This is a genomic window from Brevundimonas sp. AVps7 (genome assembly GCF_058681545.1).
The window spans coordinates 3,053,716-3,079,881 of the sequence record NZ_CM178742.1 but is presented as its reverse complement, the minus strand read 5'-3'; the positions used below and the strand labels follow the sequence as shown (position 1 = coordinate 3,079,881).

Below are 26,166 nucleotides of genomic sequence, written 5' to 3'. Positions count from 1 at the left end.
GTTCAGACGCTCCCGACTTCTGTCAGGATCAGACGAGGAGACCTTCATATTGGCCAACATCACCCTGGTGGACGACGACGAGAACATCGTCGCTTCCGTGTCGCTGGCTCTGGAGAGCCACGGTCACAAGGTGGTCGCCTATCACGACGGCGCCACCGGCCTTGAAGCCCTTGAGGCCTCGCCGCCCGATCTGGCCATCCTGGACGTCAAGATGCCCCGCATGGACGGGATGGAGGTGCTGCGCCGCCTGCGCCAGACCTCCCAGATTCCGGTCATCATGCTGACCTCGAAGGATGAGGAGATCGACGAGATCCTCGGCTTCAACCTCGGGGCCGACGACTACATCCACAAGCCGTTCTCCCAGCGCCTGCTGATCGAGCGGGTCAAGGCCCTGTTGCGTCGCTCGGGCGGCGACGGCGGCGAGCCCGAGCCTTCGGCCGAAATCAGCGGCAAGGCGATCCGTCGCGGCAAGCTGGTCATGGACCCGGCCCGCCACGAGAGCACCTGGGACGGCAAGGCGGTCAAGCTGACCGTCACCGAGTTCCTGCTGCTCCAGGCCCTGGCCCAGCGCCCCGGCTTCGTGAAGAGCCGCGACAACCTGATGGACGCCGCCTACGACGATCAGGTCTATGTCGACGACCGCACGATCGACAGTCACGTCAAGCGCATGCGCAAGAAGTTCCGGGTCGTCGACAATGAGTTCGACGCGATCGAGACCCTGTATGGCGTCGGTTATCGATACCGCGAGAGCTGATCCTCCGGAATCGTCCGAGGAGCTGCCGCTTCGCCGCCGACTGATCCGCTTCGGCGGCTCGCGGCTCGGCGGGCTGATCCTCGTCCTGAATCTGATCAGCCTGCTGATCCTGCTCGGCGGGGCCCTGGCGCTGAATGAATGGCGCACGGGTCTGGTCGAGGCGCGTCAGGAATCCCTGCTGGGCCAGGCCGAGCTCCTGTCCAAGGTGCTCTCGGACGAAGACTACACGCGGGGTGAGCCCGTCCCTGAGCTGAACCGCGACCAGTCGGCCAAGGTTCTGATCGATCGCTTCGTCCCCGAGGGCCAGCGCGCCCGGATCTTCGACCGCGACGGGGTGCTGCTGGTCGACAGTTTCGACGTCTCCGACACCATCGAGGGCGAGCCCCTGCCGGCGGCCCGTCCAGCCGGAACGTCTGCACCGCCGGACACGGGGGCGGAAAAGGCGGCGGCCACGCTCGAGACCGCCAACATCGCCCTCGAAGACGAAATTCTGGCCGCCCTCGCCGGTGACCCCCAGACGACGGTCCGACGCTCGGAGAACGGGGAGCGGGTCGTCTCCGTCTCCCTGCCCATCCGCCATGTTCAACAGGTCCTCGGCGTCCTGACGCTGGAGGCCAACGACGTCGACCAGATCCTGGACGCCCAGCGACGCGCCCTGATCCCCTTCGCCCTGGTCGCCCTGGCCGTAAACCTGCTGGCCTCGCTGCTGCTGCATCTGTTCGTCGCCCGGCCAGTGATGCGGCTGTCGGCGGCGGCGGATCAGGTCCGGCTGCAGCGCGCCCGCGCGATCTCCCTGCCGGACCTCGAGGACCGTCGCGACGAAATCGGCGACCTCGCCCGGTCTCTGGAATCCATGACCGACACCCTGTCGACGCGAATGGACGCCATCGAACGCTTCGCGGCCGATGTCTCGCACGAGATCAAGAATCCACTGACCTCCATCCGCTCGGCGCTCGAGACGCTGGATCTGGTCCAGGACAAGGACAAGCGCGACCGCCTGACCGCCGTCCTGCAACAGGACGTGCGGCGTCTGGACCGGCTCATCACCGACATCTCTAACGCCTCGCGTCTGGACGCCGAATTGTCGCGGGACCGGCCGCGCCCCGTCGATCTTTCCGCCCTGCTGACCGACATCGTCGGGGTCTATGAGACCACCTCCAAGCCGGGCGAAGCGCCGGTGACGCTGGATGTCGCTGTCGACGCGCCGGCGCGGGTCATGGGCCGCGACGGGCCTCTGGGGCAGGTCTTCCGCAACCTGATCGACAACGCCCGCTCCTTCAGCCCCGCCGGCGCGACGGTTCGCGTCAGCGTGAGCCGTGACGACATCGACGCCCTGCCCCTGCATGTCCGGGTCGAGGACGACGGCCCCGGCATCCCGGCCGAGAATCTGGAGACGGTGTTCGAGCGCTTCTACACCTCCCGGCCGAGGGGCGCGGCTTTCGGGTCCAACTCCGGCCTCGGCCTGTCGATCGTGCGCCAGATCGTCGAGGCCCACGGCGGCCGGGTCACGGCGATGAACCGGCTGGACGCCTCGGGCGCGGTCGAGGGGGCGCGGTTTGAGGTGGCCCTGCCCGCCGTCGGCCGCAGAGCTTGAGACAAGGCGTTTGACCCAGCTCCTCCATGCGACGGCGGTCGCCCGGTTCGGTCGCGACGGCTGGATCGGCGCCCTTTTGCGCGGCCCGTCTGGCTCGGGAAAGAGCGACCTGGCGCTGCGCCTGATCGACGCGGGCTGGCGTCTGGTCGCCGATGACTACAGCCATGTCTGGGCCTCGGGCGGCGAGGTCTATGCCTGTCCGCCGGACCGGATCGCCGGGCGGATCGAGGCGCGGGGACTGGGCATCCTGGACGCGGCCTCCCGGCCCCTGGCGAGGATCCGCCTCGTCGTCGATTGCACCCAGGCGTCTCCTGAGCGTCTGCCTGAACCGGCGTTCGAGACCGTGGCGGACGTGCGTCTGCCGCGTCTGGTTCTGGACATCCGGCCGGCGTCCGCGGCCCGGACTCTGGCCCTCGCCATCGACCGGCTTTAATCCCGCATCGGTTTGGCCTATCTAGGCCCGCTTGGACCGGGGCGGGGGCCTCCGATCCACGGCATAGGGGATACGTAGCGTTGCAGACGCTTTCCAGGACCGGCTCGGCATGATCGGCCTCGTGATCGTCACCCACGGTGGCCTCGCATCCGAATTCCTGTCCGCCATGGAGCATGTGGTCGGCCCGCAGCGCGGCGTCGCGGCCATATGTATCGGGCCCGAGGACGACATGGAGCGGCGGCGTCGCGACATCGTCGACGCCGCCGCCGCCGTCGACGACGGCTCGGGCGTCATCCTGCTGACCGACATGTTCGGCGGCACGCCTTCGAATCTCGCCATTTCGGTGATGGAACAGACCCATGCCGAGGTGATCGCAGGCCTGAACCTGCCCATGCTGATCAAGCTGGCCAGCGTGCGCGGGCGCGAAACGCTGGAGACCTGTGTCGCCCACGCCCAGGACGCGGGCCGCAAATACATCTCCGTGGCCTCCTGGGTCCTGGCGGGCGAGAAGTAGTTTTGGGCGAGACCATGCCGACCGCGAAGGCGACCGCGAACATCTGCAACACGCGCGGCCTGCACGCCCGCGCCTCCGCGAAATTCGTCAAACTGGCCTCCAGCTTCGAGGCCGAGATCCAGGTGACCCGCGACGGCGTCACCGTCGACGCCCGCTCGATCATGGGCCTGTTGATGCTCGGCGCCGGCAACGGCTGCTCGATCGAGATCGCCGCCGAAGGTTCGGACGCGCAGGAGGCCATCGACGCCCTGGGCGAACTGGTCGCCCGAAAGTTCGACGAAGACCAGTAGGGGCTCTCTTTTCGGGCTATCGCTCGATGCGCGGCATCTCGCTGCTTGAGCCTAGTCGCCCTGCTTCGACCCGATGTGGGCGATCCCCAGCCGTTCGGCGATCCGGACCTGACGATCCCGCTCCAGCGCCGCCTGTCGTTGCTCCTCCGTCCGTGCGTCGTGGCAGCGCTCGCAGCAGACGCCCTCGACATGGTGAGGCGACGTGCGACCCTCGGGGCTGACCGGCATCCGGCATCCCCGGCAGAGGGTATGGGTCCCTTCGGCCAGGGCATGCCCGACCGCGACCCGTTCGTCGAAGACGAAGCATTCGCCCCGCCACAGGCTTTCGGCCTCCGGAACCGTCTCCAGATAGCGCAGGATGCCGCCCTGCAGATGGAAGACGTCCGTGAGCCCTTCGGCCTTCAGGAATGCCGTCGACTTCTCGCAGCGTATGCCGCCGGTGCAGTACATGGCGACCTTCGGCGGCCCCCGACCGTCTTCGATGCGTCGGTCGAGCAGGGCGCGGCCCTCGGTCCTGAACCACTCCGGAAAATCGCGGAACGATCGGGTGTTGGGCTGCACGGCCCCGACAAACGCCCCGACCTCGCCCTCATAGTCATTACGGGTGTCGATCACGATCGTGTCCGGATCGGCGATCAGGGCGTTCCAGTCCCCGGGCGCGACATAGGTCCCGGCGTTCACGGCCGGCTCCAGATCCGGCAGGCCCAGCGTCACGATCTCCGGCTTCACCCGCACCTTCAGCCGATGAAACGGCATCCGCTCGGCGGAGGCGTATTTGACGTCGGTCTCGGCGAAGCCGGGCAGGGCGGTCAGGCCCTCTATGACCCGATCCACCGCCTCAACCGGACCGGCGATCGTGCCGTTTACCCCCTCGTGCGCGACCAGAAGGGTGCCCCGCACATCGTCGCCGCACAGTCGCTCAAGGTCACCACGCAGGCGTGCCGGATCGGCGACGGCGGCGAACCGGTAAAGGGCCGCGACGCGGATCGGCGCGGTGTCTGGACTGGCTGGAGAAGTGTGGACGGTCACGATCTGGTGCCTGGTGGAGCCGAGGGGAGTCGAACCCCTGACCTCGTCATTGCGAACGACGCGCTCTACCAACTGAGCTACGGCCCCGTTTTCCGGGTGACAGGCGAGGGCGGGACATAGGCGGGGGCGAGGCGCGGTGTCAATCTCTCCCCAGCCATGCATGCGACCACGCAAATCCTTGGCCTTGTCCGTCCCGACGGCTAGAAGCGGCCTTCCCTCTTTCTAGGAGTTCCCCGCATGGGAATGGCGATCGTCTGGCTCATCAACGCCATCATCAGCCTGATGACATGGTTCATCATCGGCTCGGCGATCCTCAGCTGGCTGTTCGCCTTCGATGTGATCAACCACCGCAACCGCTTCGTGAACCAGCTTGCCGGATTCCTTGACGCCGTGACACGGCCCCTGATGGAGCCGTTCCGGCGGATCATCCCCCCGCTGGGCGGCATCGACATCTCGCCGATCGTCGTGCTGCTGTTGCTGAATTTCGCGCGGATCGCCTTCAACAACATGGCCGCCGGACCGATCATCGCCGTCCTGGGCTAGGTCGATCCCGTGGCCCCGGCGCCGCAGTGCGACATTCCAGCCTTGCGCGACGGACAGACGCTCTTAAGGTGCCACGGCCCGGGCGAGACGCCGCTACTGACCTGACTTCATGACCCCCTCGATCAAGACAGTCGCCGTGATCGGCGCCGGCCAGATGGGCGTCGGCATCGCCCACGCCGTGGCCCTGGGCGGATATCAGGTGCGGCTGTACGACGTGGCCGCCGACCGGCTGCCCGTGGCGATCGGCGTCATCGGCGCCTCGCTCGCCCGCTCAGTCGAGCGCGGCGCGGTCACCCAGGCGCAGGCCGATGCGGCCCTCGCCAATATTTCCGGCGTCGAGACCCTGGCCGAGGCCGGCAAGGCCGACCTGGTCATCGAGGCCGCGGTCGAGGACGAAGCCACCAAGAAGGCCGTCTTCGCCGAACTGGTGCCCCACCTCGGCGCGAACACGCTTCTGGCCTCCAACACCTCCTCGATCTCGATCACCCGGCTGGCCGCGGCGACCGACCGGCCGGACCGGTTCATCGGCCTGCATTTCATGAAGCCGGCCCCGGTGATGAAGCTGGTGGAGATCATCCGCGGCATCGCCACCTCGGCCGCGACCTATGACGCCGCCGTCGCCTTCGCCGAGAGCCTGGGCAAGACCACGACCAATGCCGAGGACTTCCCAGCCTTCATCGTCAACCGCATCCTGGTGCCGATGATCAACGAGGCGATCTATGTCCTGTACGAGGGTGTCGGCAACGTCGCCTCGATCGACAAGGCGCTGAAGCTGGGCGCCAACCATCCGATGGGGCCGCTGGAGCTGGCCGACTTCATGGGTCTGGACGTCGTCCTGGCCATCATGAACGTGCTCTACGACGGTCTGGCCGACTCGAAATACCGGCCCTGTCCCCTGCTGGTGAAATACGTCGAGGCCGGCTGGCTGGGGCGCAAGTCCGGGCGCGGCTTCTACGATTATTCCGGCGACGTGCCGGTCCCGACCCGCTGATGGCCCGTTTCGACACGCCCGCCGATCTTCCCGGCCAGGCGCCGGTCATCTGGCGCCGGACCCGGGCAGCCATCCCGCTGGCCGCCCTGGCCGGCATCATGTGGCCGCCGCTGATGCTCACCCTGCTGATCTGGCCCCCGCAGAACTGGATCCCGGGCCGCGAGATCGACTGGCGACTGACCGTCCTGTTCATCGGACTGTTCGCCGTTCCTGCCGGCCTCTGGTCCATCCGGCGCGAGCGGGATCGCCGCGGCCGTCCGGCTTCCCGCCTCGGGGTCGTGTGGAGGTTCATGCTTTACGGTGGTCTGCTGGCCGCCGCCGCCCAGACGGTGCTGGCCCTTGCCATGATGATCTATGGCTGGGTCCAGTCGGGCAGTCTGGACCAGGGGGTCGGCGCCACCGAAACGACCCTGCTCATCTATGGCGTCGCCGGCCTGCCGGTCGCGATCCTGGTCGGGGTCAGCTATGCCCTGTGGGCGGGTCTCTGCGCCGCCTTCATCGCCTTCATCCCCGCGCCGGAGAAGGTGAAGGACCGTCTGGGCGTCCTCGGCGGCTGATCTTGCGTCCATCGGGCGGTTTACGCCCGACAGCTTTGCGTTAGAGTCGATCCATCGTCTGCTTTGGGGGAAGCGCATGACCATGCCCGCAATCGAGGTCCAGCCTCAATCCGCTGCCGGAAGCCTCGCGCCGACAGGGGCGAAAGACCGCATCTTCCAGCTCGACGTCCTGCGCGGCTGGGCGATCCTGGGAATCCTCGCTGTCAACGCCATCGCCTTCGCCTGGCCTTTCGAGGTCATGATGTCCGAGGCGCCTCCGCCCGGCGCGACCAGCCAGGCCGATCTGATCGGCATGTGGGTGACCGACGTCTTCTTCCACGACAAGTTCCGCACCCTGTTCACCATGCTGTTCGGCGTGTCGATCTTCCTCGTCGGCGGCGAGAAGGACGACGAGGCCCGTGGCTCTCTGCTCTGGCGCCGCCTGCTGTGGCTGGGTCTGTTCGGCATCCTGCACGGGGTCGTGCTCTGGTACGGCGATATCCTGCTCCACTACGCCTACTGCGGCCTGCTGATGATGCTGATGCGCTCGTGGACCGCCCGGCGGCTGCTGTGGATCGGCGGCGGCGTGACCCTGCTGTGGGCCGTCGTCGCCGCGGTCGCCTCCTGGGGCATGGCCAATCTGCCGGCCGAGATCGCGGCCCAGATGGAGGCCGGCCGCCCGGTCTCGACCCCCGAAGCCATCACCGAGGCGGTGGCGGTCTACCGCGCTGGCTGGCCCGGCGGCCTGATGGAGAACATCAAGGTCTGGGCGACCTTCCAGTTGATGGCCAGCCCGTTCCTGATCCCGGTCACCGTCCCTCTGATGATGCTGGGTCTGGGCCTGTTCAAGTCGGGCTATCTGATCGGCCGCGCGCCCCTGTGGACCTATGCGCTGGTCATCCTGGTCGGCGGCGCCAATCTGGCGGCCTTCGCCGTCTGGGGCTGGCAGGACACGATGGCCGGCGAGGCCGATCCGACCAACGGCCTGGCGGCGGGCGCAGGCGGCGCGGCCTTCCTGATCACCCTCTTCTACGCCAGCGTCCTGATCCTGCTGGTCCGCTTCGGGAAGCCGCTTGTCGCCTGGCTGGCGCCGGTCGGTCGGATGGCCTTCACCAACTACCTGACCCAGACCCTGATCATGGTCACCCTCTACTATGCGCCGTGGGGCCCGATGTGGTTCGGCCAGCAGGGTCCGGCCGAGATGTGGATGACGGTCGGCGCGATCTGGGCGGCCCAGATCATCTGGTCCCCCCTGTGGTTGTCCGTCTTCTCGATGGGGCCGCTGGAATGGATCTGGCGCTGCCTGACCTACGGACGGATGGTCCCGCTCCGGAAGTAGGGCTTGGGGCGTAGGAGCAGGACGGCGATCCCGACGCGGGGCCGCCTCCAAGCCCTATTCCCTAAGCCCCAAGCCCTCTCTAGAAGCCCGGCATGACCGACGCCTCCTCTTCTGCCGAAACGCCCGACCCCATCCGTCCCGAAGCCAGAGGTCCACGGGGCTTCGCCGACCGGCGCGGGCCCGAGGTCGCCCAGGAGCGCCGGATCGTCCGCCAGGTGTCGGAGGTCTATGAGCGCTGGGGCTTCGAACCGCTGGAGACCGGCGCCTTCGAGTACGCCGACGCACTCGGCAAATTCCTGCCCGACGCCGACCGCCCGAACGAGGGCGTCTTCGCGCTCCAGGACGACGACGAACAATGGATGGCCCTGCGCTACGACCTGACCGCGCCGCTGGCCCGGTTCGCGGCCCAGACTTGGGAAACCCTGCCCAAACCCTATCGCCGCTACGCCTTCGGACCTGTGTGGAGGAACGAAAAGCCCGGCCCCGGCCGCTTCCGCGAGTTCGTCCAGTGCGACGCCGACACCGTCGGCTCCGACCGCCCGGAGGCGGACGCCGAGATCATCGCCATGGCCTGCGAGGGTCTGAAGGCCGCCGGTCTGGCCGAGGGTCAGGCCGTGGTCCGCGTCTCCAACCGCAAACTCTTCGATGGCCTGTTCGAGGCCGGCGGGGTCACCGACCCGGTCCAGCGCCTGACCGCCCTGCGCGCCATCGACAAGTTCGACCGCCTCGGCTGGGAGGGCGTCGCCCAGCTTCTCGGCGAGGGCCGTCTCGACGACAGCGGCGACTACACCAAGGGCGCCAACCTGCCGCTGGGCCTGGCCGCGACCATCGAGGCCTTTCTCGGATCGGCCTCGGAAGGCACGCGGGCCGAGACCCTGGACGCTATCGCCCGCTCCGGCGGGCTCGGCGCGGCGGGCGAGGCGGCGCTTGAGGAATTGGCCGGCATCGACCGGGCCCTGACCGCCATGCGGGTGGATCAGGCCACGGTCCGGTTCGACCCGACCATCGTGCGCGGGCTCGAATACTACACCGGCGCCGTCTTCGAGGCCGAGCTGCTGCTCGACACCACTGACGACAAAGGGCGCCCGGTGCGGTTCGGCTCCATCGGCGGAGGCGGCCGCTACGACGATCTCGTGGCCCGGTTCACCGGCCAGAGCACCCCGGCGACCGGCTTCTCCTTCGGCGTCTCGCGCCTCGCGTCTGCGTTGCGTGCGGCCGGGCGGGCGGGCGAGGTCGCGCGCGGCCCTGTGGTCGTCATCGTCTTCTCCCAGGACGACATGCAATCCTATCTCGACGCCGTCTCCGAACTGCGGGCGGCAGGCATCGCCGCCGAGCTCTATCTCGGTCGCGCCGGTATGAAGGCGCAGATGAAGTACGCCGACCGCCGCAACGCTCCGGCCGTCGTCCTCCTGGGCGGCGACGAGATCGCGGCCGGTCAGGTGACGATCAAGGACCTCGACGCCGGCCGCGCCGCCGCTGCGGGCCTGGCGGACAACGAGGCCTGGAAGGCCGAGCGTCCCGGGCAGCAAACCGTGGCTCGTGTCGAACTCGTGCGAACCATTCGCACCATTATCGAAGCTTCTTCGAGAATGCCGCCCGCTCACGGATGAGTTATCGATGTTCAGTCATGAAACGGGCTGTTTTCGCCTGTGGTTTGATTGACTTGAGCCGGCCCGGGGCGTCATCTGCTCTCACTCGAACGGCGCGGCGCTGACAAGGCGCAGCCGCTGATCGGAGGCGTTTCGGGGAGGAAACGTCCGCTCCTTAGAGAGCGTGAAAGCCCGCTGCGATGTATCCCCCGCAGCGGGCTTTTTCACGTCTGGGCCTATCCTTGTGCATTGCTGCTCGACGCGCGACGCCCCGCTACTTGAGCGTGATTCAGGCGCGCGCCTGACTCGACTTCAGCCACCGGGTCACCGGACGTGGAAAAGGCCGGAGCAGTGTGCTCCGGCCTCTTGGTCACCTTGGCGAACCTGGTCGTCGCCCTTGGTCAGGTTGACGTCGCCCTACCAGATGCGAACCCGCTCTTCCGGCGTCAGGTAGTACCGCGTGCCCGGCTGGACATCGAAGGCCTCGTACCAGGCGTCCATATTGCGCAGCGGGCCGATGACGCGGAACTCGTCGGGCGAGTGCGAGTCGGTGGCGATGCGGTTCTTCAGGGCGTCGTCGCGGTACTTCGACTGCCAGACCTGGGCCCAGCCGAGGAAGAAGCGCTGGTCGCCGGTGAAGCCGTCGAGGACCGGGGCCTCCGCGCCGTCCAGCGACAGGTGATAGGCCTCCAGACCCACAGCCACGCCCGAGGCGTCGCCGATATTCTCGCCCATGGTCAGGCCGGGGTTGATGAAGTGGCCGGCGATCGGCTCATAGCTGCCGTACTGGGCGCCGAGGCGGGCGGTCAGGGCGTTGAAGGCGGTCGCGTCGGCCGGGGTCCACCAGTCTCGCAGCACGCCCTGACCGTCCGACTTGCGGCCCTGGTCGTCGAAGCCGTGGCCGATCTCGTGACCGATGACGCCGCCGATGCCGCCGTAGTTGACGGCCGGGTCCGCGTCCGGATCGAAGAAGGGCGGCTGCAGGATCGCGGCCGGGAAGACGATCTCGTTGTTTGTCGAGTTATAATAGGCGTTCACCGTCTGGGGCGTCATGCCCCACTCGGTCTTGTCGACGGGCGCGTTCAGGCGGGCGAGATCGTACTCCCAGCGGAAGCGGCTGGCCCGCTCGCCGTTGCCGAACAGGTCGTCGGCGCGGACCTCAAGATCCGAATAGTCGCGCCAGCGGTCCGGATAGGCGATCTTGACGGTGAATGCCGCCAGCTTCGCCTGGGCCGCCGCCTTGGTCTCCGGGCTCATCCAGCTGTAGCCCTCGATGCGGTGGCTCAGCGCGACCCGCAGGTTGGCGACCAGTTGCTCCATCTGGGCCTTGGATTCGGCCGGGAAATATTCGGCGACATACTGGCGACCCACGGCCTCGCCCAGGGCGCCGTCGGCGAAGCTGATGCCCCGCTTGTCGCGGCTGCGCTGCTCCAGGGCGCCCGACAGTTCACGCGAGCGGAACTCCCACTGGGCGTCCGAGAAGCGCTGCGACAGCCGCGGCGCGGCGCGATCCACGGTCTGGAACGCTTGCCAGGCCTGAAGCGTGGCGACCGGCGTCTCGGCGTAAATGGCCGCGATCTTCGGCAGGGCGGTATTCTGGCGCACGATCAGCCGGGGAATGTCGCCCAGACGCGCGGCGCCGAAATAGCCGACCCAGTCGAAGCCAGGCGCGTCGGCGGTCAGGCTCTGGATCGTATACTCGTTGTAGGTCCGGTCGCGGTTGCGGCTCTCGGCCGGCGTCCAGTGGGCGTCCGCGATCGCGGTCTCCATGGCGACGATGGCGGCGGCGGCGCCTGCCGGATCGTCCCAGCCGATCATCTCCAGCATCCTGGCGACATAGGCCTGATACTTGTCCTTCTTCTCGGCGAAGAGCGGCGACAGATAATAGTCGCGGTTGGGAAGGCCGAGACCCGCCTGACTGGTCGAGACGACGTAGCGGTCCGGATTCTTCTGGTCGGTGGTGATGCCTGTGCCGAAGAAGGAGCCGCCCAGGCCGCCGATCGCGCCGCCCATATAGGCCGCCAGGGCCTCATGGCTGTCGGCGGCGCGGATGGCGGTCAGGTAGGGTTGCAGCGGCTGGGCGTCGAGCGCCTCGATCCGGGCGATGTCCATATAGGAGCGGTAGGCATCGGCGATCTTCTGCTCGTCGGTGCCGGGCTGCAGGTCAGTGCGGGCGACGAGGGTGTCGATCATCGCCTTGACCCGGTTGTCCGACAGCTCGCGCAGCAGACCGAAGGAGATGCCGTAGCTGGAACGGTCCGCAGGGATGATGGTGCGGGCCAGGGCCGCGCCGTTGGCGAAGCTGTTGAAATTGTCGCCCGGCAGGACCGACCGGTCCATGCCGGCCGTGTCGAAGCCCCAGGCCCCGTAGTGGGGCGTCTCGACGCCGCGATAGCCGGTGAAGGCCGCGTCGCCGTCCTGGAAGATCGACTGGATCGTGCAGGCCTCGTCGATGCAGCCGTGGTCGTGGTCCTGGGCGAAGGCGGCGGCAGGCAGCAGGAGCGCGCCGAGGGCCGCGCCGATAAGCAGAGACTTCATGGGGATTTCCTGGGATTCCGGATCGTCGCCGCGCAGGTGTCGCGGGTTCGGCGCGGACCCTACGCCCGGCCGGAGGGCTGTCGCCTTAAAAAAAGTTCATGAATCGATGGGCGCGGCTCGCCAAGCGGCGCCTTTAAGGTGACGATCAACCAGCGAGGAGATCGAATGGCGGGCGGACACGGCGGCGGCGACTATAAGGACCTGGTGGTCTTCCTGGCGGCGGCGGGGGTGGTTGTACCCCTGTTCAATCGCTGGAAGATCAGCCCCGTTCTGGGCTTCCTGGCGGCCGGCGTGCTGCTGGGCCCGGACGGGCTTGGCCGTTTCGCCGATGTCGTCCCCTGGCTCGGCTGGCTGACCATCGGCGACGCCGCCCAGCTGGCCCAGCTGTCCGAACTGGGCGTCGCCTTCCTCCTGTTCATGATCGGGCTGGAGCTGTCGTGGGAGCGGCTGAAGGCGATGCGCAAGCTCGTCTTCGGGTTCGGCATGATGCAGGTCGTCCTCTGTTCCGCCGTTCTGGCCGGCGCCTTCATGCTGCTGGGCCAGCCGCTGGCCGGCGCCGCGGTTCTGGGTATGGGGCTGGCCCTGTCGTCGACGGCGGTGGTCCTGCCGGTCATGGCCGAGCGCGGTCGGATGCGGGGGGTGGTCGGACGCGCCACCTTTGCCGGCCTGCTCGCTCAGGATCTGGCGGTCGCGCCGATCCTGATCACCGTCACCGTGCTGACCACCCTGTCGGCGGCCGGAGGGGACCTGTCGCCCGCCGTCCTCGGCCCCGCCCTGCTGACGCTGGCTCCCGCCGCCATCGGCCTGGCCCTGATTGTCCTCGTGGGCCGTCTCGGCCTGCGTCCCCTGTTCAGGTCCGTGGCCCGGAGCCGGACCAAGTCCGGCGGCGGCAGTCAGGAGCTGTTCGTCGCCCTCTGTCTGCTGGTCGTCGTCGGCGCCGGGGTCGCGGCCCAGGCGTCCGGCCTTTCGATGAGCCTTGGCGCCCTGATTGCGGGCGTCCTTCTGGCCGAGACCGAGTACCGCCGCGAGATCGAGATCAACATCGAACCCTTCAAGGGTCTGCTGCTTGGGGTCTTCTTCGTCGGCGTCGGCATCGGTCTGGACCTCGACGTCGTCGCTGCCGAACCGGCTCTGGTGTTCGGCCTCGCGCTCGGCGTCATCGCCATCAAGGCGGTGCTGATCTTCGGCCTGGCACGGGCCTGGGGCCTGTCCGCCCGCGCCGCCATCGAGACGGCCCTGGTGCTCGGCCCCGCCGGGGAGTTCGCCTTCGTCATCGTCAACACCAGTCTTGTGGAAGGCGTGGCGACGCCGGCCTTCACCCAGGCCGTCCTGGTTGCAGCGACCATCAGCATGTTCGCCGTGCCCCTGGCCGCCATGCTGGGCCAGCGTCTCGCCCGCGCCACCTCCGCGCCGTCTGTCTCCGCCCTGCTGCCGGATGTGGGACCCGGGTCGAAAGACGCCTCGGTCCTGATCGTCGGCTTCGGCCGGGTGGGCCATCTGGTCGCCGAGATGCTCAAGGAGCATGGCCAGAGCTTCATCGCCGTCGACACCGATCCGGCCGCCGTCGCGGCCGGCCGCCGCGACGGTTACGACGTCTCCTACGGCGACGCGGCCCGTCCCGAGATGCTGTCCTTGTGCGGCATCGAGACGATCAAGGCGCTGGTCGTCACCATGGACGCCCCGACCAAGGTGGACGAGGTCGTCATCGCCGCGCGCGCCCTGCGCGACGACCTGATCGTCATCGCCCGGGCCCGCGACGACCGCCATGCGGCGCGCCTCTATGGTCTCGGCGTTACGGACGCCGTGCCGGAAACGACCGAGGCCAGCCTGCAACTGGCCGAGAACACCCTGGTCGATCTGGGCGTGCCGATGGGGCTGGTTCTCGCCTCGATCCACGAGCGCCGGGACAAATATCGGGCGGTGTTCCAGGCGGCGATCCCCGAAGACCGGCGGAACCGCAAGACCCGGGCGCTGCGGGCCAGTCCGAGGCCTTAACCAGAAACACGACCCATTTTGGTCATCGTTCCGTGATGAAAGCCCGGCTCCCCCCCGGGGCCCGGCGTTCCACGGGTCGCTCGCTTGCGTCCGATTTCGCGCGATCGATCCAGCCTTAAGCCCCTTCTGTCCATCTGTTTCGCGGACCCCCCGCCGTGAAGCGTCAGCTACAGAGTATTCGTGTTCATGCGTGAGTCCGCGTCGACCGCCACCCTTTCCGCCAGTGAATCCCAGCCCCGGCTGAACCGGCGTCAGGCCGCCAAGGTGCGCACGCGCCAGAAGGTGCTGGACGCCGCCCGCGGTCTGTTCGCCGAGCGCGGCTACGAGCCCGCCACGATCCGCGACATCGCCAAGTGCGCGGGCATGTCCACCGGCGCGGTCTTCGCCAACTTCCAGGACAAGGCCGAACTGTTCGAGGCCGTCCTGACCGAGGACATGGCCGGTCTGGCCGAGGTCATGCTGAACGGCGCGGGCAACGGCTCGACCCGTGATCGCCTCGTCAACGCCCTGACCGCCGGTTATCACGGCTCGATCGACCAACTGCCGCTGTTCCAGGCCATCGTCGCCCGCTCGTGGTTCCAGCCTGTCGCCGCCGAGACCCGCCAGCGTGCCGCGACGCAAGGCTTGACCGACGTCATCTCCGACATCCTGCGCGCCGGGATCGGCGCCGGCGAGATCAGGCAGGACGCCGACATCGCCCTTTTGACCGAGCTGACCTGGGACGCCTATCTGTCCAACTACCGCCGCGCCGCCTACGACGGCTGGACCGTGGACCAGCTGGCCGACCACATCGGCCGTCAGGTCGACACCCTGCTGGCCGGCGTCAGCACGAAGTAAGCGGGTCGGGCCTCAAGTAGCGCGACGCGCGATAGGCCCACCAGGAAGAGCGTTTCAGCTCTTCCACTTCAGAACCGCCGGCTTGACCGGATTGGAGAAGCCGCGCCCCTCAGCGCGGCTTTTCTGCCATTCGCGCTTCAGCTGCTGGTACCATTTCGCCTGTTTGTCGGCATCGTCGATCCAGATCAGGGCGGGGTCGTAACGCAGCCCCTCGTTCTGCAGGTTCACCATTCCGCCGTCCTGTTTCAGGAAGGCGACCACGCCCATCCGCAGGAAGGGTTTGGCAATCCCGAACACCCAGTGGTCGGACCAGAAGATCTGGGTGATCCGGGTCTTCGTCTCGGTGACCGGCGTCAGGCAGGTCAGGGCCAGCACCTGCTTCTCCCCAACCTGAATATGCTCCCAGCGATAGCCGGGCAGGCGGAAGGTGATCTCGGTCGCGGGCGCGCCGCCCAGAATCTTGTAGGCCCGCGAGTTCGACGAGGGCGCGTGGCGGACCATGGCGAAACCCAGCTCGCGCCGCTCGAAGGCCTTGGACTTCTCGTGCATCGAATGCTCGGAGCGCCACCACCACTGCTGGTGGACGTAGGGGCCGTGGGCGGGGTCCATCAGGCCGACGACCGCGTGGTCGATATGGCTGTCGAAATCCATCCATTCGACCAGTTTCGCGTCGCCGCCCACGACGCCGGGGAAGGTCGGGGGCGGATGGTCGGGCTCAGCGTCCGAGCGGGGGTCCGAGCGCAGGAAGACGAACACCATCCCCTGGCTCTCGACCACCGGATAGGACCGCACCCGGACCCGTTCGACCTCGAATGGCTGTTCGTCCACCAGCGACGGGATGGCGGCGCAGACCCCGTCCGTGCGGAATCGCCAGCCGTGGTAGCAGCACTCCACCGTCTCCGGCTCCCCCGGCTTCTGTACCAGCCGCCCGGCCGACAGGGGCGCGGCGCGGTGGGGGCAGATGTCGCGCATCGCATAGATCTGGCCGTCGCGACGGCGCCCGATCAGCACCGGTTCGCCCAGCAGTTCGTAGCGCTTCAGCGAGGCCTCGGCGACGTCGCGCGACAGGGCGGCGAAATACCAGGTGTCGAGCACGAACCCCTTGCCGAAGGCGGCGGGCGGGGCCTTGGCTTCGGGCGAGGCGTTCATCGGGCTGTCGGCTGGCGTCATGGTCGGATGATAGAGGCTCGTTTCGCTTTCGTCATTGTCCGAGGAAATTCGTCGGGGCAGGTTGCGTCCTGCATCCGTTCGCACGACCTGTGACGACAAGGGGTCAGGACGCCGGATCGGACCGGCCCGCGATAACAACGACCCAGGGAAACGACACCATGAACAGCCAGATCCTCACCGGCGTCATCGCCGCCCTCGGCCTGATGGCCAACTTCGCCCTCGTCGGCCCGGCGAGCGCCCAGGACGGTCACGCCGCTCATGCCGCCGACCACGGCCACCATCACGCCGATTTCGAATCGACCCGGATGCACGTCCGCGTCGACGGCGAGGCCGGTCCGGGCGTGCGCGACATCATCCTGATCCCGGGCCTCAGCTCTTCGCCGGAGGTGTGGCAGGGCACGGTGGATCATCTCGGCAGCGGCTGGCGCGTCCACCGCATCCACATCCAGGGCTTTGCCGGCGCGCCGGTCGAGGGCAATGCCGAAGGTCCGGTCGCCGCCCCGGTGGCCGAAGAGATCGCCCGCTACATCGCCGAGAACGATCTCGAGAAGCCCGTCGTCGTCGGTCACTCGATGGGCGGCACCATCGGCATGATGCTGGCGGCCCGCCATCCCGACGCCGTCGGCAAGCTGATGGTCGTCGACATGGTGCCCTTCATGGGGGCCATGTTCGGCGCGCCGGGCGCCACGGCCGAGAGCGTCGCTCCCGTCGCCGAGCAGGTCTATCAGGGCATGGCGACCGCCGCCCCGGCTGAGTATCAGGCTCGCGCCGCCGCCTCTGTCACCGGCATGATCAACACGGAATCGAAGCGCGCCGGCCCGCTGGAGGACACGGCGACGAGCGACCAGGGCGTCTCTTCACGTTCCTTCCGCGAACTGATCCTGACCGACCTGCGTCCCGAACTGCCGCGCATCACGGCCCCGACCGAGGTCCTGTATGTGAAGTTCAACGACGCGCGGATGACCAACGAGATCACCGACATGATCTACCAGGCTTCTTTCGCGACCCTGCCGGGGGTTGAGCTGAAGCGGATCGACGACAGCGCCCACTTCATCTTCCTGGACCAGCCCGAGGCCTTCCATGCCCGGCTGGACGCCTTCCTGGCCGAATGAGCGATCGGGTCGTCCCCGGCGTCTTCGAGGCTGCGGCCGATATCGTCGACCTCTACGATCGGCGGTCCAGCGACTGGATCGCCGATCGCGGTCCGGTCCTGACCGAGGCTGACCGGGCCTGGCTCGACCGGTTTACGGCCCATCTGTCGCCCGGCGATACGATCCTCGACGTCGGCTGCGGGTCCGGGCGGCCGATGGCGGCGGAACTGCTGGAGCGAGGCTTCCGCGTCACCGGCGTCGATTCCTCGGCCCGGCTGGTCGCCCATGCAGCGTCTGACCTGCCAGCGGGCCGGTTCGTCCAGGCGGACATGCGCACGCTCGACCTCGGCGAGACCTTCGCCGGCGTCCTCGCCTGGCACAGCCTGTTCCATCTCTCGCCCGGGGATCAGCGCATCGCCCTGCCACGCCTTCTGGCCCATGCGGCCCCGTGGGCGACGATCATGTTCTCGTCCGGTCCGCGAGAGGGCGTCTCCGTCGGCGTCTGGCGGGGCGAGCCCCTCTATCACGGCAGTCTGGCCCCGGAGGCGTACCAAGGCGAACTCACCTCGCAGGGGTTTCGCGTTGAATCCGGCGTCTGGGCGGACGACGGCTCGGTCTGGCTCGCCCATCGGATGGACGGGCGTTAACCCCCGCGCCATCGTTTCGGCCGAATGGCCCATCACGCTGACGTGAAGTCTTCACGCGCCGTTCACCACAAAAGCGTTTTGGTGAGGGGCGTTTTGATGCACGCGACGAACGGCTATGACGGCCGGGTCTTCTGAGGATGTCGATGGCCGGTCCGGGTTTCGGAAACAGAGGTGGCGGCGGCGCGGCGAAGCCCGCGCGCACGCGACTGCAACAGGTCCTCTACTGGGGCTCGGTTCTCGCCGTCTGGGGCGTCATCTTCCTGGTGGTCTTCTTCGCCGTCTTCGCGCGCGGCCTGCCGGACACCTCGGCCCTCTACGACGTCGATCGCCAGCCCTCGATCACCTATCTGGACCGCAACGGCGCCCTGATCGCCACGCGCGGCTCGCAGCAGGCCCCGCCGGCAGATCTCGAAGCCCTGCCCGACTATGTCCCGGCCGCCTTCATCGCGATCGAGGACCAGCGCTTCTACTGGCACCCCGGATTCGACCCGATCGGCATGACCCGCGCCATGGCGGCGAACATGCGCGCCGGCCGGATCGTCCAGGGCGGTTCGACCCTGACCCAGCAACTGGCGAAGAACCTGTTCCTGACACCCGACCAGAACATGCGCCGCAAGGTGCAGGAACTGATGCTGGCCGTCTGGCTGGAGATGAAATTCTCCAAACAGGAAATTCTCGCCCTCTACCTGAACCGAGTCTATTTCGGCGCCGGCGCCTATGGGATCGAGGCGGCGTCGCAACGCTATTTCGACAAGTCGGCCAAGGACCTGACCGTCGGCGAGGCCGCCCTGCTGGCCGGCCTGCTGAAGGCGCCGTCGCGGTATTCACCGGTGTCAGAGCATGAGCGCGCCGCTGCCCGCGCCACCGTCGTGCTCGACGAGATGGAAGAGTCCCGCGTCATCACCGCCGAACAGCGCGCCGCCGCCGTGCTGGAGCCGGTCCGCGTCTCGCGCACCCTGGCGACCCAGCACGCCCAGTATTTCGTCGACTGGCTCGACAAGGAGATCCGCGGTCTGGTCGGTCAGCCGACCGAGGACATGATCGTCGAGACGACCCTGGATCTGACGCTGCAGACGGCCGCGGAGCGGAACGTCCGCCGCATTCTCGATCGTGACGCCGGGCGGGGGGTGGAGCAGGCGGCACTGGTGGCCCTGGACGGCGATGGCCGGGTGCGCGCAATGATCGGCGGCGCCTCCTATGCCGACAGCCAGTTCAACCGCGCCGTCGATGCCCGTCGACAGGCCGGCTCGGCATGGAAGCCCTTCGTCTATCTGGCGGCCATGGAGGCCGGCTACACGCCCGAGACCCCGGTGGTCGACGAGCCGGTCCGTATCGGCAACTGGAGCCCGCGCAACTACTCCGGCACCTTCGCCGGGAACATGACCCTGGCCAATGCGGTGGCCCAGTCGACCAACACGGTCGCCGCCTATGTCGCCGACCAGATCGGTCGCGACAGCGTGTCCCGCGCGGCCCGCCGCCTCGGCATCTCGTCGCGGATCGGGCTGGAGCCTGCGATGGCGCTCGGCGCGGTCGAGGTCTCACCGATCGACATGGCCACGGCCTATGACGCCTTCGCCAACGGCGGCCGTCGGGTCGAGGCCTATGGCATCAGCCGCATCCGCACGCCCCAGGGGCGGGTCATCTATCAGCGCGGCGCCCGCGACGCGGCCTCGGGTCAGGCGATCAACAATCCGTCCCTCTACTATATGAACCAGATGCTGCGAGGCGTGGTGACGAGCGGCACGGCCCGGTCGGCGGCGATCCCTGGCCGCGACATCGCCGGCAAGACGGGCACGACCTCGGACTACAAGGACGCCTGGTTTGTCGGCTACACCGGCGGCTTCGTCACTGCCGTCTGGGTCGGCAAGGACGACAACACCGCCATGCGCGGCGTCACCGGCGGCGCGGCCCCGGCGGCGATCTGGAAGGGTTTCATGGAGGCGGCCCTGCCGCGCCTGAACGTCCAGCCCATCCCCAACGGCCCGCCCATGCCCGACGGCTGGGTCGCGCCCGATCCGATCGGCGACCTGATCGGCGATGCGGAGGATCCCTATGGCGACTCCACCGTCCTGCCGGGCGGCGTCGATCCCGACCAGGGCCAGCCCTATGACCCGAACGCGCCGGGTGAACGGCCTCGCCAGGACGCCATCCCCACCGATCGCCCGCGTCGCGACGATCCGCCGGACCAGAATCCCGAACCGGCCGTCCAGCCGGAGAAGGAAAGCGCCCCGCTCTTCTTCTAGCGACCTATGGCGTGCAGAGCGGCTCCGTGGTCGCGCAGCCAGGCGCGGAACGGGCGATGGTCGCCGACCAGCCGCTTCACGACGGACCAGTAGGCCGGGCTGTGGTCGGCATGGACCAGATGCGCCACCTCGTGTGCGGCCAGATAGTCCAGCACTTCGGGCGGGGCCATGATGACCCGCCAGGAATAGCGGATCGAGCGCGACATCGGGCTGCACGAGCCCCAGCGCGACGCCGCGTCGTTGATAGTCAGGGTGACCGGCCGCTGGCCAAGGGCGCGAAGATGGAAATCGGTTCGGGTCTGGAGCGTTTCTCTCGCGGCTCTCTTGAGCAGGTTGATCACGCGCCGGGCGAAGGCCTCGCCCTCGCCGCCCGAGAGGATCCGCAGACCGTCGGGGCCTTCGACCAGTCGAGCCGCGCCCGCGCCGCCCGTGGCCTCCAGCCGGACCGTGCCGCCGCGATAGGGAATGACCGCGCCGGGCTCGATCGCCGTGCCGCCGGGTCGCGCCGCCAGCCGTTCGGCGATCCAGGCGGACTTGGTTCGCGCGAAGGCCACAGCATCGGCCAGCCGCCGCTCGGACGGTGCGATCGCCACGGCCTCACCCTTCCGCGTATCGATGCGGATCGAGATGCGCCGGGCGCGCGGATTGACGCTCAGACGAAGGGCGTGACCGCCCTCAAGCGGCAGCCGCTGACCGGTCTGGTACGGCGCAGAGCTTTTCATTCGCGGCGATGAAGTCCCGGGTGCGGGGGTAGATGTCCTCGCGGAACCGCCGCCCGTTGAAGACGCCGTAGTGGCCGACGTCCGGCTGGACGTAAAGCACCCGCCGGTCGTCGGGGATGTTGGGGCAGATCGTGTGCGCCGCCTGGGTCTGGCCGACGCCCGAGATATCGTCCTTCTCGCCTTCGACGGTCATCAGGCCGATGTCGGTGATCTTCGTCAGGTCGACGAGCTCGCCATTGTGCTCCAGCAGGCCGCGCGGCAGCAGGTGCGACTGGAAGACGATGTCGATCGTCTGCAGATAGAATTCCTCGGTCAGATCCAGGACCGACAGATACTCGTCGTAGAATTCCTCGTGCTTCTCGACCCCGTCTCCGTCGCCGGCGACCAGATGGCGGAAATACTCCTGGTGGGCGTCGGTGTGGCGTTGCTCGTTCATCGACATGAAGCTGTAGAGCTGGACGAAGCCCGGATAGACCTCGCGGCCGAAGCCCGGATAGGGCCAGGGCACGGTATGGATCATGTTTGACTGGAACCAGGCGAAGGGTTTGGCCTCGGCCAGCTGGTTCGTCACCGTCGGCGACAGGCGCGCGTCGATGGGCGAGCCCATGAAGGTCATGGACGCCGGACGGTTCGGATCGTTCTCGGCCGCCATCACGGCGGCGGCGGCGAGCACCGGCGGGCCGGGCTGACAGACGCCGACGACATGGGCGCGCGGGCCGATCTGGGCCAGCATGGTGCGGACGTGGTCGATGTAGTCGTGGAAATCGAACCGACCTTCCAGCATCGGCACCTGACGGGCATTGACCCAGTCGGTGACATAGACGTCGTGGTCCTGAAGGAAGGTCTCCACCGTGCCGCGCAGCAGGGTCGCGTAGTGGCCGGACAGGGGGGCCACGATCAGGACGCTGGGGGCCGCAATCGGTTTTTTGGCTCGTTTGAGGTCGCCGACGTTGCGCGCGAACCGCACCAGTCGAACCCAGGGGCTCTGCCAGATGACCTGCTCGGTGGTGCGCACCGGCTGGTCGTTGATGGTCACGACCTCAAGGCCCCAGGCCGGCTTGCCGTAGCGGCGCGTGACGCTCTCGAACAGCTCGGCCGAGGCATAGGCGGTCCGCGCTACGGCCGTCTGCGAAGCCGGATTGAAGGGCGAGGTCCAGAATTTCCGGGCGAATGACGCCCCGATCCGGAAAGGCTGCGCCGACTGATAGGCGAGCTCGTGAAGTGCGTAGAGCATGAAATCCTGTGATCGGCCCCGCCGAAGCGGTGATGCCATCATAGAACGCGCTGCACTGCAAAAGGATTTATTTTAAGGGAGGGCTTGGCCAGTAGGGCTTGGGTCTTGGCCCCTCGCTGCGTCGCGCCATAACGCGTTGAAACTTCTAAGCCCCAAGACCTGAGCCCTGTCGCCTAGCCCCGCGCCATCACCCGCTTGATCAGCTGCGCCGACCGCTCCGGGCCGAGATCGTGGCCCAGCGCCGACCGGAACTGGCCGTCGGGACCCATCAGATAGACGGTGAGAGAGTGGTTCATCGTGTAGTCCTCGCCGTCCCCGACCTTCTGGAAATAGGCGCGATAGACCTTTGCCGCATCTGTGACCTGTTGCTGCGTGCCGGTCAGGCCGATGACGCCGGGCGGGAAGCCGTCGGACGACAGATAGTCCTTGAGGGCCTGGGGCGTATCGCGCTCAGGGTCGATCGAGACGAAGACGATCTGCAGGTTGTCGGCGTCCGAGCCCAGCAGGGTCCGCGTGGCCTCCAGCGAGGTCAGGGTCGTCGGGCAGAAGTCCGGGCAGTAGGTGAAGCCGAAAAAGACCAGGCTCCATTTGCCGTCCAGCATCGTCTGGTCGACCGCCTGGCCGTCCTGGTTGACCAGCTGGAAAGGCCCGCCGACGGCCGGCTGGCCCGTTGCAGTCCCCTCGGCGACAGCGTCGGCGCGCTCACGCCCGGACACCACGACGACCGTCACGGTGGCCAGCGCTGCGGCGATGGCGATACAGGCTCCCGCGAACATCAGGATGGAACGGCGTGGCATCATGTCTCTCCGGGCCGACAGCGGCGCGAGACGGGTCTATAGACGCGGTGTGAACCAGAGCGAAGTCCGTCCCGATCCCTACGACGCCCCCGATGACGTCATGTCGCAGTTCCCGCCCTCGGCGCCGAGCTGGGCCAGTTTGCCGCGTCGCAGCCGGGGCCTGTCGCTCAGGACCCTGATCATCCTGCGCTGGCTGGCCATCGTCGGTCAGACCGCGACCCTGATCGTACTGGATACCCTGTTCCACTTCCCCCTGCCGCGATGGCAGTGCCTGCTGGTCATCCTCGCCAGCGTGATCGTCAACCTGCTGGCCATGGGCCGGCTCCAGAGGGTCGACAGCCGCCTGCCGGACGGGCGCCAGACCGGCATCCATCTGGGTTTCGACATCCTTCAGCTGTCGGCCCTGCTGGCCTTCACCGGCGGGCTCGCCAACCCCTTCTGCCTGCTGCTGGTCGCCCCGGTGACGGTGGCGGCGGCCTCCCTGCCGGGGCGTCAGGCCCTGGTGCTCGGCCTGATGGTGCTGGCCTCGACCACGGCCCTGTTCTTCTGGTCCATGCCTCTGCCTTGGCAACACGGGGCCGACATCGACCTGCCGGTGCTTTACCGGTTCGGCATCGGCCTGGCCCTGACGACGGGGGTGGTTTTCACCGCGGCCTATGCCTGGCGGGTCGCCGCTGACGCCGAGAAGCTGGAGCTGGCGCTGGCGACGACCCAGGACGTGCTCCAGCGCGAACAGCGGCTGGCCGCCCTGGGGGGACTGGCGGCGGCGGCGGCGCACGAACTGGGCACGCCTCTGGCGACGATCCAGGTGGTGGCCAAGGAACTGTTGCGGGCCTCCCCGCCCGACGGGCCGATCGCCGAGGATGCGCGGCTGATGCTGCAGCAGGCCGAACGCTGTCGCGAGATCCTGAAACGCCTGTCCCAGCGGCCGGAGGACGGCGACCCCCTCTATACGGAGATCGGGCTGAAGGCCCTGCTCAACGAGGTGGTCGATCCGCACCTGGGCTTCGACCTCGACATCGAGGTGGCCGTCCACACGCCGGAGGGCATGGAGGAACCGCGCGTGAAACGACTGGCCGAGGTGGTCCACGGCCTCTCCGCCCTGGTCGAGAACGCCGCTGATTTCGCCGCCTCCACGGTCCGGGTCACGGCGAAGGCGGACGCACGGTGGATCACGATTGATGTGCTGGACGATGGCCCGGGCTTCGCGCCCGAAATCCTGCCCCGGCTCGGCGAGCCCTATGTGACCAGCCGTCCGCACGGCAAGTCGCGTCAGGCCCTGGCGGCGCAACTGGCCGCAGCGGCCGCCGCCGCGCGACCGGCCCGGCGCGGCAAGACCCCTCCGCCGCCTCCGCCGGAGCCCGATATCATCCCGAGCCAGGGCGGGATGGGGCTGGGCTTCTTCATCGCCCGCACCCTTCTGGAACGCACCGGCGGCAAGGTGGTGGTCGGCCAGGGCGAGGGCGGGCCCGGTGCGAACCGGGGCGCCCGGGTCACCGTGCGTTGGGACCGTCGCGCGCTGGAACTGATCCCGTGAGGGCGGCCCGGCCTGCGATCCATCGCCGCACCGCTTGACCGGGCGGTCCCGCAAGCCGACTTGACGATCAGGAGATCAAGCCATGCCGACCACAGCCGCCACTCTGGAAGACCGCATCGCCGGACTTGAGGACCGTTCGCTTCTGTTGCTGGACGACGATCAGGCCTTGCGGACGCGTCTCGGGCGCGCGCTGGAATCGCGCGGCTTCCAGGTGACGACCGCCGGATCCGTGGCCGAGGCGACCGAAGCCCTGCGCATCCATCTGCCGGCCTTCGCGGTGCTGGACATGCGTCTGGACGACGGCAACGGTCTGAAGGTGGTCGAGGCCATCCGCGAGCGCCGCGACGACGCCCGGATCGTCATGCTGACCGGCTATGGCGCCATCGCGACGGCTGTCGCGGCGGTCAAGGCCGGGGCCGTCGACTATCTGTCCAAACCCGCCGACGCCGACGACGTGGTCAAGGCCCTGCTCGCAACCGGCGACGCGCCCGAGCCGCCCGAGAACCCGATGAGCGCCGACCGGGTCCGCTGGGAGCATATCCAGCGGGTCTACGAACTGTGCGACCACAATGTCTCGGAAACCGCGCGTCGCCTCGGCATGCACCGCCGGACCCTGCAGCGGATTCTGGCAAAGCGCGCTCCCCGATAGGCTTCGCCTTTCGGGCTTCTTGGGGGCGTTATGCTCGCGACGCGGTCGCTCGCGGCGTGAGCGCGCTAGTCCCGCAGCGTCCGCATCGCCGCCAGACGACCGAAGGCGATCGTCAGCGCCTTCCGCCGCGCTGGCGCGAGCGCCAGCACCGGCGCATCCCGCACCACCGCGCCTCCGAACGCATCGGCGACGATCAGGCCCGGTTCTTCCGGCAGGACCCCTTCCGGAAATTCCGGCGCCACCGCGAAGAAGAAGGCGTCGCAGAAGGGCGCGTATTCGGGCCATTTGCGGTCGACACGATAGTCCTCGATCCCCGACTTCACCTCGACGATGACGATATCGCCCTTGCGTCCCAGAGCCATGACGTCGGCGCGCCGCCCGTTGGGCAGACAGACCTCCAGCAGGGGCGCATAGCCCATGTCGGCCAGCAACCGTGCGCCGCCCCGCGTGACGCCGAGCGTGGTCTCGGGGCGGCTGAAGGCGAGTTCCAGATGAACGGCGGCGGCGGGCATCCGACACTTATGTTCCGGTTGCGTTCCGCCTTCAAGCGGCGAAGCGTTTACGGTTCTCCGCCCACTCCGCCTTCGTCTGGCCCCAGCGATCGACCCGCACCGTTTCGAACGGCGGCGGCAGAACGGTCGGTCCGAGGTTGATCGAGCCCAGAGCCGCGGCAAGCTTCTGCGACGGCCGGTTGTCGGGATCGATGCAATGGATCACCTCGGTCCAGCCCAGCGCATCGAAGGCGTAGTCGAGGGTGGCGACCGCCGCCTCCACGCCATAACCCCGACCTTGTGCGTCAGGGTGCAGGCCCCAGCCGACCTCTGTCCCCGGCCAGCCCAGCGGCGTCCAGGGTCCGATCCGTCCCAGCCAACGGCCGCTGTCGCGCTCGATGAGCGAGAACATGGCGATGCCGGTCAGGGCCCAGGCGCCCGCCATGGTCATGAACCCGCGCCAGGCCGTGGCGGCGGCCATGGGGCCGCCGATGAACCGCGAGGCCTCCGGGTCCGCCATCAGCTCCGCCCAGCGCGGGAAATCCTCCATCGCCGTGGGGCGCAGGATCAGGCGTTCTGTCTCGATGATTGGTCCCGGTGAAA

The 26,166-nt window shown here is 68.2% G+C and carries 25 protein-coding genes and 1 tRNA gene; 17 read left to right on the top strand and 9 right to left on the bottom strand.

The features are described from left to right. Window positions 1–49: 49 nt before the first annotated feature. The 5 genes from chvI (at window position 50) to ACW17Y_RS15315 (ending at window position 3,585) form a co-directional block, all read left to right on the top strand. Window positions 50–754 (top strand): two-component response regulator ChvI, encoded by a 705-nt coding sequence (chvI, locus tag ACW17Y_RS15335; RefSeq protein WP_309628429.1) that lies wholly within the window; start codon window positions 50–52, stop codon window positions 752–754. After that, window positions 723–2,348: a two-component sensor histidine kinase ChvG gene (gene chvG / locus ACW17Y_RS15330; protein WP_492036535.1), complete on the top strand. Its 1,626-nt coding sequence runs from the start codon at window positions 723–725 to the stop codon at window positions 2,346–2,348. Before chvI ends, chvG begins: the two co-directional genes overlap by 32 nt. A gap of 10 nt (window positions 2,349–2,358) precedes the next feature. Further along, window positions 2,359–2,781: an HPr kinase/phosphorylase gene (locus tag ACW17Y_RS15325; protein WP_492036534.1), complete on the top strand. Its 423-nt coding sequence runs from the start codon at window positions 2,359–2,361 to the stop codon at window positions 2,779–2,781. A 109-nt stretch (window positions 2,782–2,890) separates the two neighbouring features. Continuing rightward, window positions 2,891–3,295: a PTS sugar transporter subunit IIA gene (locus ACW17Y_RS15320; protein WP_271084494.1), complete on the top strand. Its 405-nt coding sequence runs from the start codon at window positions 2,891–2,893 to the stop codon at window positions 3,293–3,295. A gap of 14 nt (window positions 3,296–3,309) precedes the next feature. Beyond that, window positions 3,310–3,585 carry an HPr family phosphocarrier protein gene (locus ACW17Y_RS15315; RefSeq protein WP_492036533.1) on the top strand — a complete coding sequence of 92 codons (276 nt, stop codon included), beginning with the start codon at window positions 3,310–3,312 and terminating at the stop codon, window positions 3,583–3,585. A 51-nt stretch (window positions 3,586–3,636) separates the two neighbouring features. Here ACW17Y_RS15315 and trhO read toward each other — a convergent pair whose 3' ends face one another. Both trhO and ACW17Y_RS15305 read right to left on the bottom strand, forming a co-directional pair. After that, window positions 3,637–4,614 carry an oxygen-dependent tRNA uridine(34) hydroxylase TrhO gene (gene trhO / locus ACW17Y_RS15310; protein ID WP_492036532.1) on the bottom strand — a complete coding sequence of 326 codons (978 nt, stop codon included), beginning with the start codon at window positions 4,612–4,614 and terminating at the stop codon, window positions 3,637–3,639. 11 nt (window positions 4,615–4,625) lie between these two features. Beyond that, window positions 4,626–4,701: transfer RNA gene (locus ACW17Y_RS15305), tRNA-Ala, on the bottom strand. Window positions 4,702–4,851: 150 nt separating this feature from the next. Here ACW17Y_RS15305 and ACW17Y_RS15300 point away from each other — a divergent pair. From ACW17Y_RS15300 to hisS, 5 genes are all read left to right on the top strand, one after another. After that, on the top strand, window positions 4,852–5,157 hold the full coding sequence (locus tag ACW17Y_RS15300; RefSeq protein ID WP_492036531.1) for a YggT family protein: 306 nt from the start codon (window positions 4,852–4,854) through the stop codon (window positions 5,155–5,157). A 109-nt stretch (window positions 5,158–5,266) separates the two neighbouring features. Further along, the gene (locus ACW17Y_RS15295; protein ID WP_492036530.1) at window positions 5,267–6,148 is read left to right on the top strand and encodes a 3-hydroxybutyryl-CoA dehydrogenase; all 882 of its coding nucleotides are present in this window, start codon (window positions 5,267–5,269) and stop codon (window positions 6,146–6,148) included. After that, the gene (locus ACW17Y_RS15290; RefSeq protein ID WP_492036529.1) at window positions 6,148–6,705 is read left to right on the top strand and encodes a phthalate transporter; all 558 of its coding nucleotides are present in this window, start codon (window positions 6,148–6,150) and stop codon (window positions 6,703–6,705) included. The genes ACW17Y_RS15295 and ACW17Y_RS15290 overlap by 1 nt, the downstream gene beginning before the upstream one ends. A gap of 76 nt (window positions 6,706–6,781) precedes the next feature. Further along, complete coding sequence (locus ACW17Y_RS15285) at window positions 6,782–8,023, top strand: DUF418 domain-containing protein (RefSeq protein WP_492036528.1); 1,242 nt, start codon at window positions 6,782–6,784, stop codon at window positions 8,021–8,023. A gap of 92 nt (window positions 8,024–8,115) precedes the next feature. Further along, window positions 8,116–9,633 carry a histidine--tRNA ligase gene (gene hisS, locus ACW17Y_RS15280; protein WP_492036527.1) on the top strand — a complete coding sequence of 506 codons (1,518 nt, stop codon included), beginning with the start codon at window positions 8,116–8,118 and terminating at the stop codon, window positions 9,631–9,633. Window positions 9,634–10,029: 396 nt separating this feature from the next. Here hisS and ACW17Y_RS15275 read toward each other — a convergent pair whose 3' ends face one another. Next, window positions 10,030–12,150 carry a M13 family metallopeptidase gene (locus ACW17Y_RS15275; protein WP_492036526.1) on the bottom strand — a complete coding sequence of 707 codons (2,121 nt, stop codon included), beginning with the start codon at window positions 12,148–12,150 and terminating at the stop codon, window positions 10,030–10,032. 165 nt (window positions 12,151–12,315) lie between these two features. On the opposite strand from ACW17Y_RS15275, the gene ACW17Y_RS15270 reads away from it, so the two are divergent. Both ACW17Y_RS15270 and ACW17Y_RS15265 read left to right on the top strand, forming a co-directional pair. Beyond that, entirely contained in the window at window positions 12,316–14,145 is a 1,830-nt protein-coding gene (locus tag ACW17Y_RS15270; RefSeq protein WP_492036525.1) for a cation:proton antiporter domain-containing protein, read from the top strand. A gap of 186 nt (window positions 14,146–14,331) precedes the next feature. Next, window positions 14,332–14,982 (top strand): TetR/AcrR family transcriptional regulator, encoded by a 651-nt coding sequence (locus ACW17Y_RS15265; RefSeq protein WP_492036524.1) that lies wholly within the window; start codon window positions 14,332–14,334, stop codon window positions 14,980–14,982. Window positions 14,983–15,036: 54 nt separating this feature from the next. Here ACW17Y_RS15265 and ACW17Y_RS15260 read toward each other — a convergent pair whose 3' ends face one another. Beyond that, window positions 15,037–16,152, bottom strand: a complete 1,116-nt coding sequence (locus ACW17Y_RS15260; RefSeq protein WP_492036523.1) for a Rieske 2Fe-2S domain-containing protein — start codon at window positions 16,150–16,152, stop codon at window positions 15,037–15,039. A gap of 158 nt (window positions 16,153–16,310) precedes the next feature. Between ACW17Y_RS15260 and ACW17Y_RS15255 the strand changes: the two genes are divergently transcribed. The 3 genes from ACW17Y_RS15255 to ACW17Y_RS15245 all read left to right on the top strand — a co-directional run bounded on the left by ACW17Y_RS15255 (window position 16,311) and on the right by ACW17Y_RS15245 (window position 20,133). Continuing rightward, complete coding sequence (locus tag ACW17Y_RS15255) at window positions 16,311–17,264, top strand: alpha/beta fold hydrolase (RefSeq protein WP_492036522.1); 954 nt, start codon at window positions 16,311–16,313, stop codon at window positions 17,262–17,264. Further along, window positions 17,261–17,890, top strand: a complete 630-nt coding sequence (locus ACW17Y_RS15250) for a methyltransferase domain-containing protein (protein WP_492036521.1) — start codon at window positions 17,261–17,263, stop codon at window positions 17,888–17,890. The genes ACW17Y_RS15255 and ACW17Y_RS15250 overlap by 4 nt, the downstream gene beginning before the upstream one ends. 143 nt (window positions 17,891–18,033) lie before the next feature. Further along, window positions 18,034–20,133 (top strand): transglycosylase domain-containing protein, encoded by a 2,100-nt coding sequence (locus tag ACW17Y_RS15245; RefSeq protein WP_492036520.1) that lies wholly within the window; start codon window positions 18,034–18,036, stop codon window positions 20,131–20,133. On the opposite strand, the gene ACW17Y_RS15240 is transcribed toward ACW17Y_RS15245, so the two are convergent. From ACW17Y_RS15240 to ACW17Y_RS15230, 3 genes are all read right to left on the bottom strand, one after another. Further along, on the bottom strand, window positions 20,130–20,855 hold the full coding sequence (locus tag ACW17Y_RS15240) for a M48 family metallopeptidase (protein ID WP_492036519.1): 726 nt from the start codon (window positions 20,853–20,855) through the stop codon (window positions 20,130–20,132). The genes ACW17Y_RS15245 and ACW17Y_RS15240 overlap by 4 nt on opposite strands. Continuing rightward, the gene (locus tag ACW17Y_RS15235) at window positions 20,809–22,089 is read right to left on the bottom strand and encodes a polyhydroxyalkanoate depolymerase (protein WP_492036518.1); all 1,281 of its coding nucleotides are present in this window, start codon (window positions 22,087–22,089) and stop codon (window positions 20,809–20,811) included. Before ACW17Y_RS15235 ends, ACW17Y_RS15240 begins: the two co-directional genes overlap by 47 nt. Window positions 22,090–22,262: 173 nt before the next feature. Next, complete coding sequence (locus ACW17Y_RS15230; protein WP_492036517.1) at window positions 22,263–22,886, bottom strand: SCO family protein; 624 nt, start codon at window positions 22,884–22,886, stop codon at window positions 22,263–22,265. Between the two features lie 49 nt (window positions 22,887–22,935). Here ACW17Y_RS15230 and ACW17Y_RS15225 point away from each other — a divergent pair, with 49 nt between their 5' ends. Together ACW17Y_RS15225 and ACW17Y_RS15220 are read left to right on the top strand one after the other, a co-directional pair. Continuing rightward, the gene (locus tag ACW17Y_RS15225; RefSeq protein WP_492036516.1) at window positions 22,936–24,423 is read left to right on the top strand and encodes an ActS/PrrB/RegB family redox-sensitive histidine kinase; all 1,488 of its coding nucleotides are present in this window, start codon (window positions 22,936–22,938) and stop codon (window positions 24,421–24,423) included. Window positions 24,424–24,505: 82 nt separating this feature from the next. Further along, window positions 24,506–25,072: an ActR/PrrA/RegA family redox response regulator transcription factor gene (locus ACW17Y_RS15220; protein WP_492036515.1), complete on the top strand. Its 567-nt coding sequence runs from the start codon at window positions 24,506–24,508 to the stop codon at window positions 25,070–25,072. Window positions 25,073–25,137: 65 nt separating this feature from the next. On the opposite strand, the gene mmcB is transcribed toward ACW17Y_RS15220, so the two are convergent. Both mmcB and ACW17Y_RS15210 read right to left on the bottom strand, forming a co-directional pair. After that, on the bottom strand, window positions 25,138–25,584 hold the full coding sequence (gene mmcB, locus ACW17Y_RS15215; protein ID WP_492036514.1) for a DNA repair putative endonuclease MmcB: 447 nt from the start codon (window positions 25,582–25,584) through the stop codon (window positions 25,138–25,140). A gap of 31 nt (window positions 25,585–25,615) precedes the next feature. Next, on the bottom strand, window positions 25,616–26,113 hold the full coding sequence (locus ACW17Y_RS15210) for a GNAT family N-acetyltransferase (RefSeq protein ID WP_492038314.1): 498 nt from the start codon (window positions 26,111–26,113) through the stop codon (window positions 25,616–25,618). Window positions 26,114–26,166 lie beyond the last annotated feature (53 nt).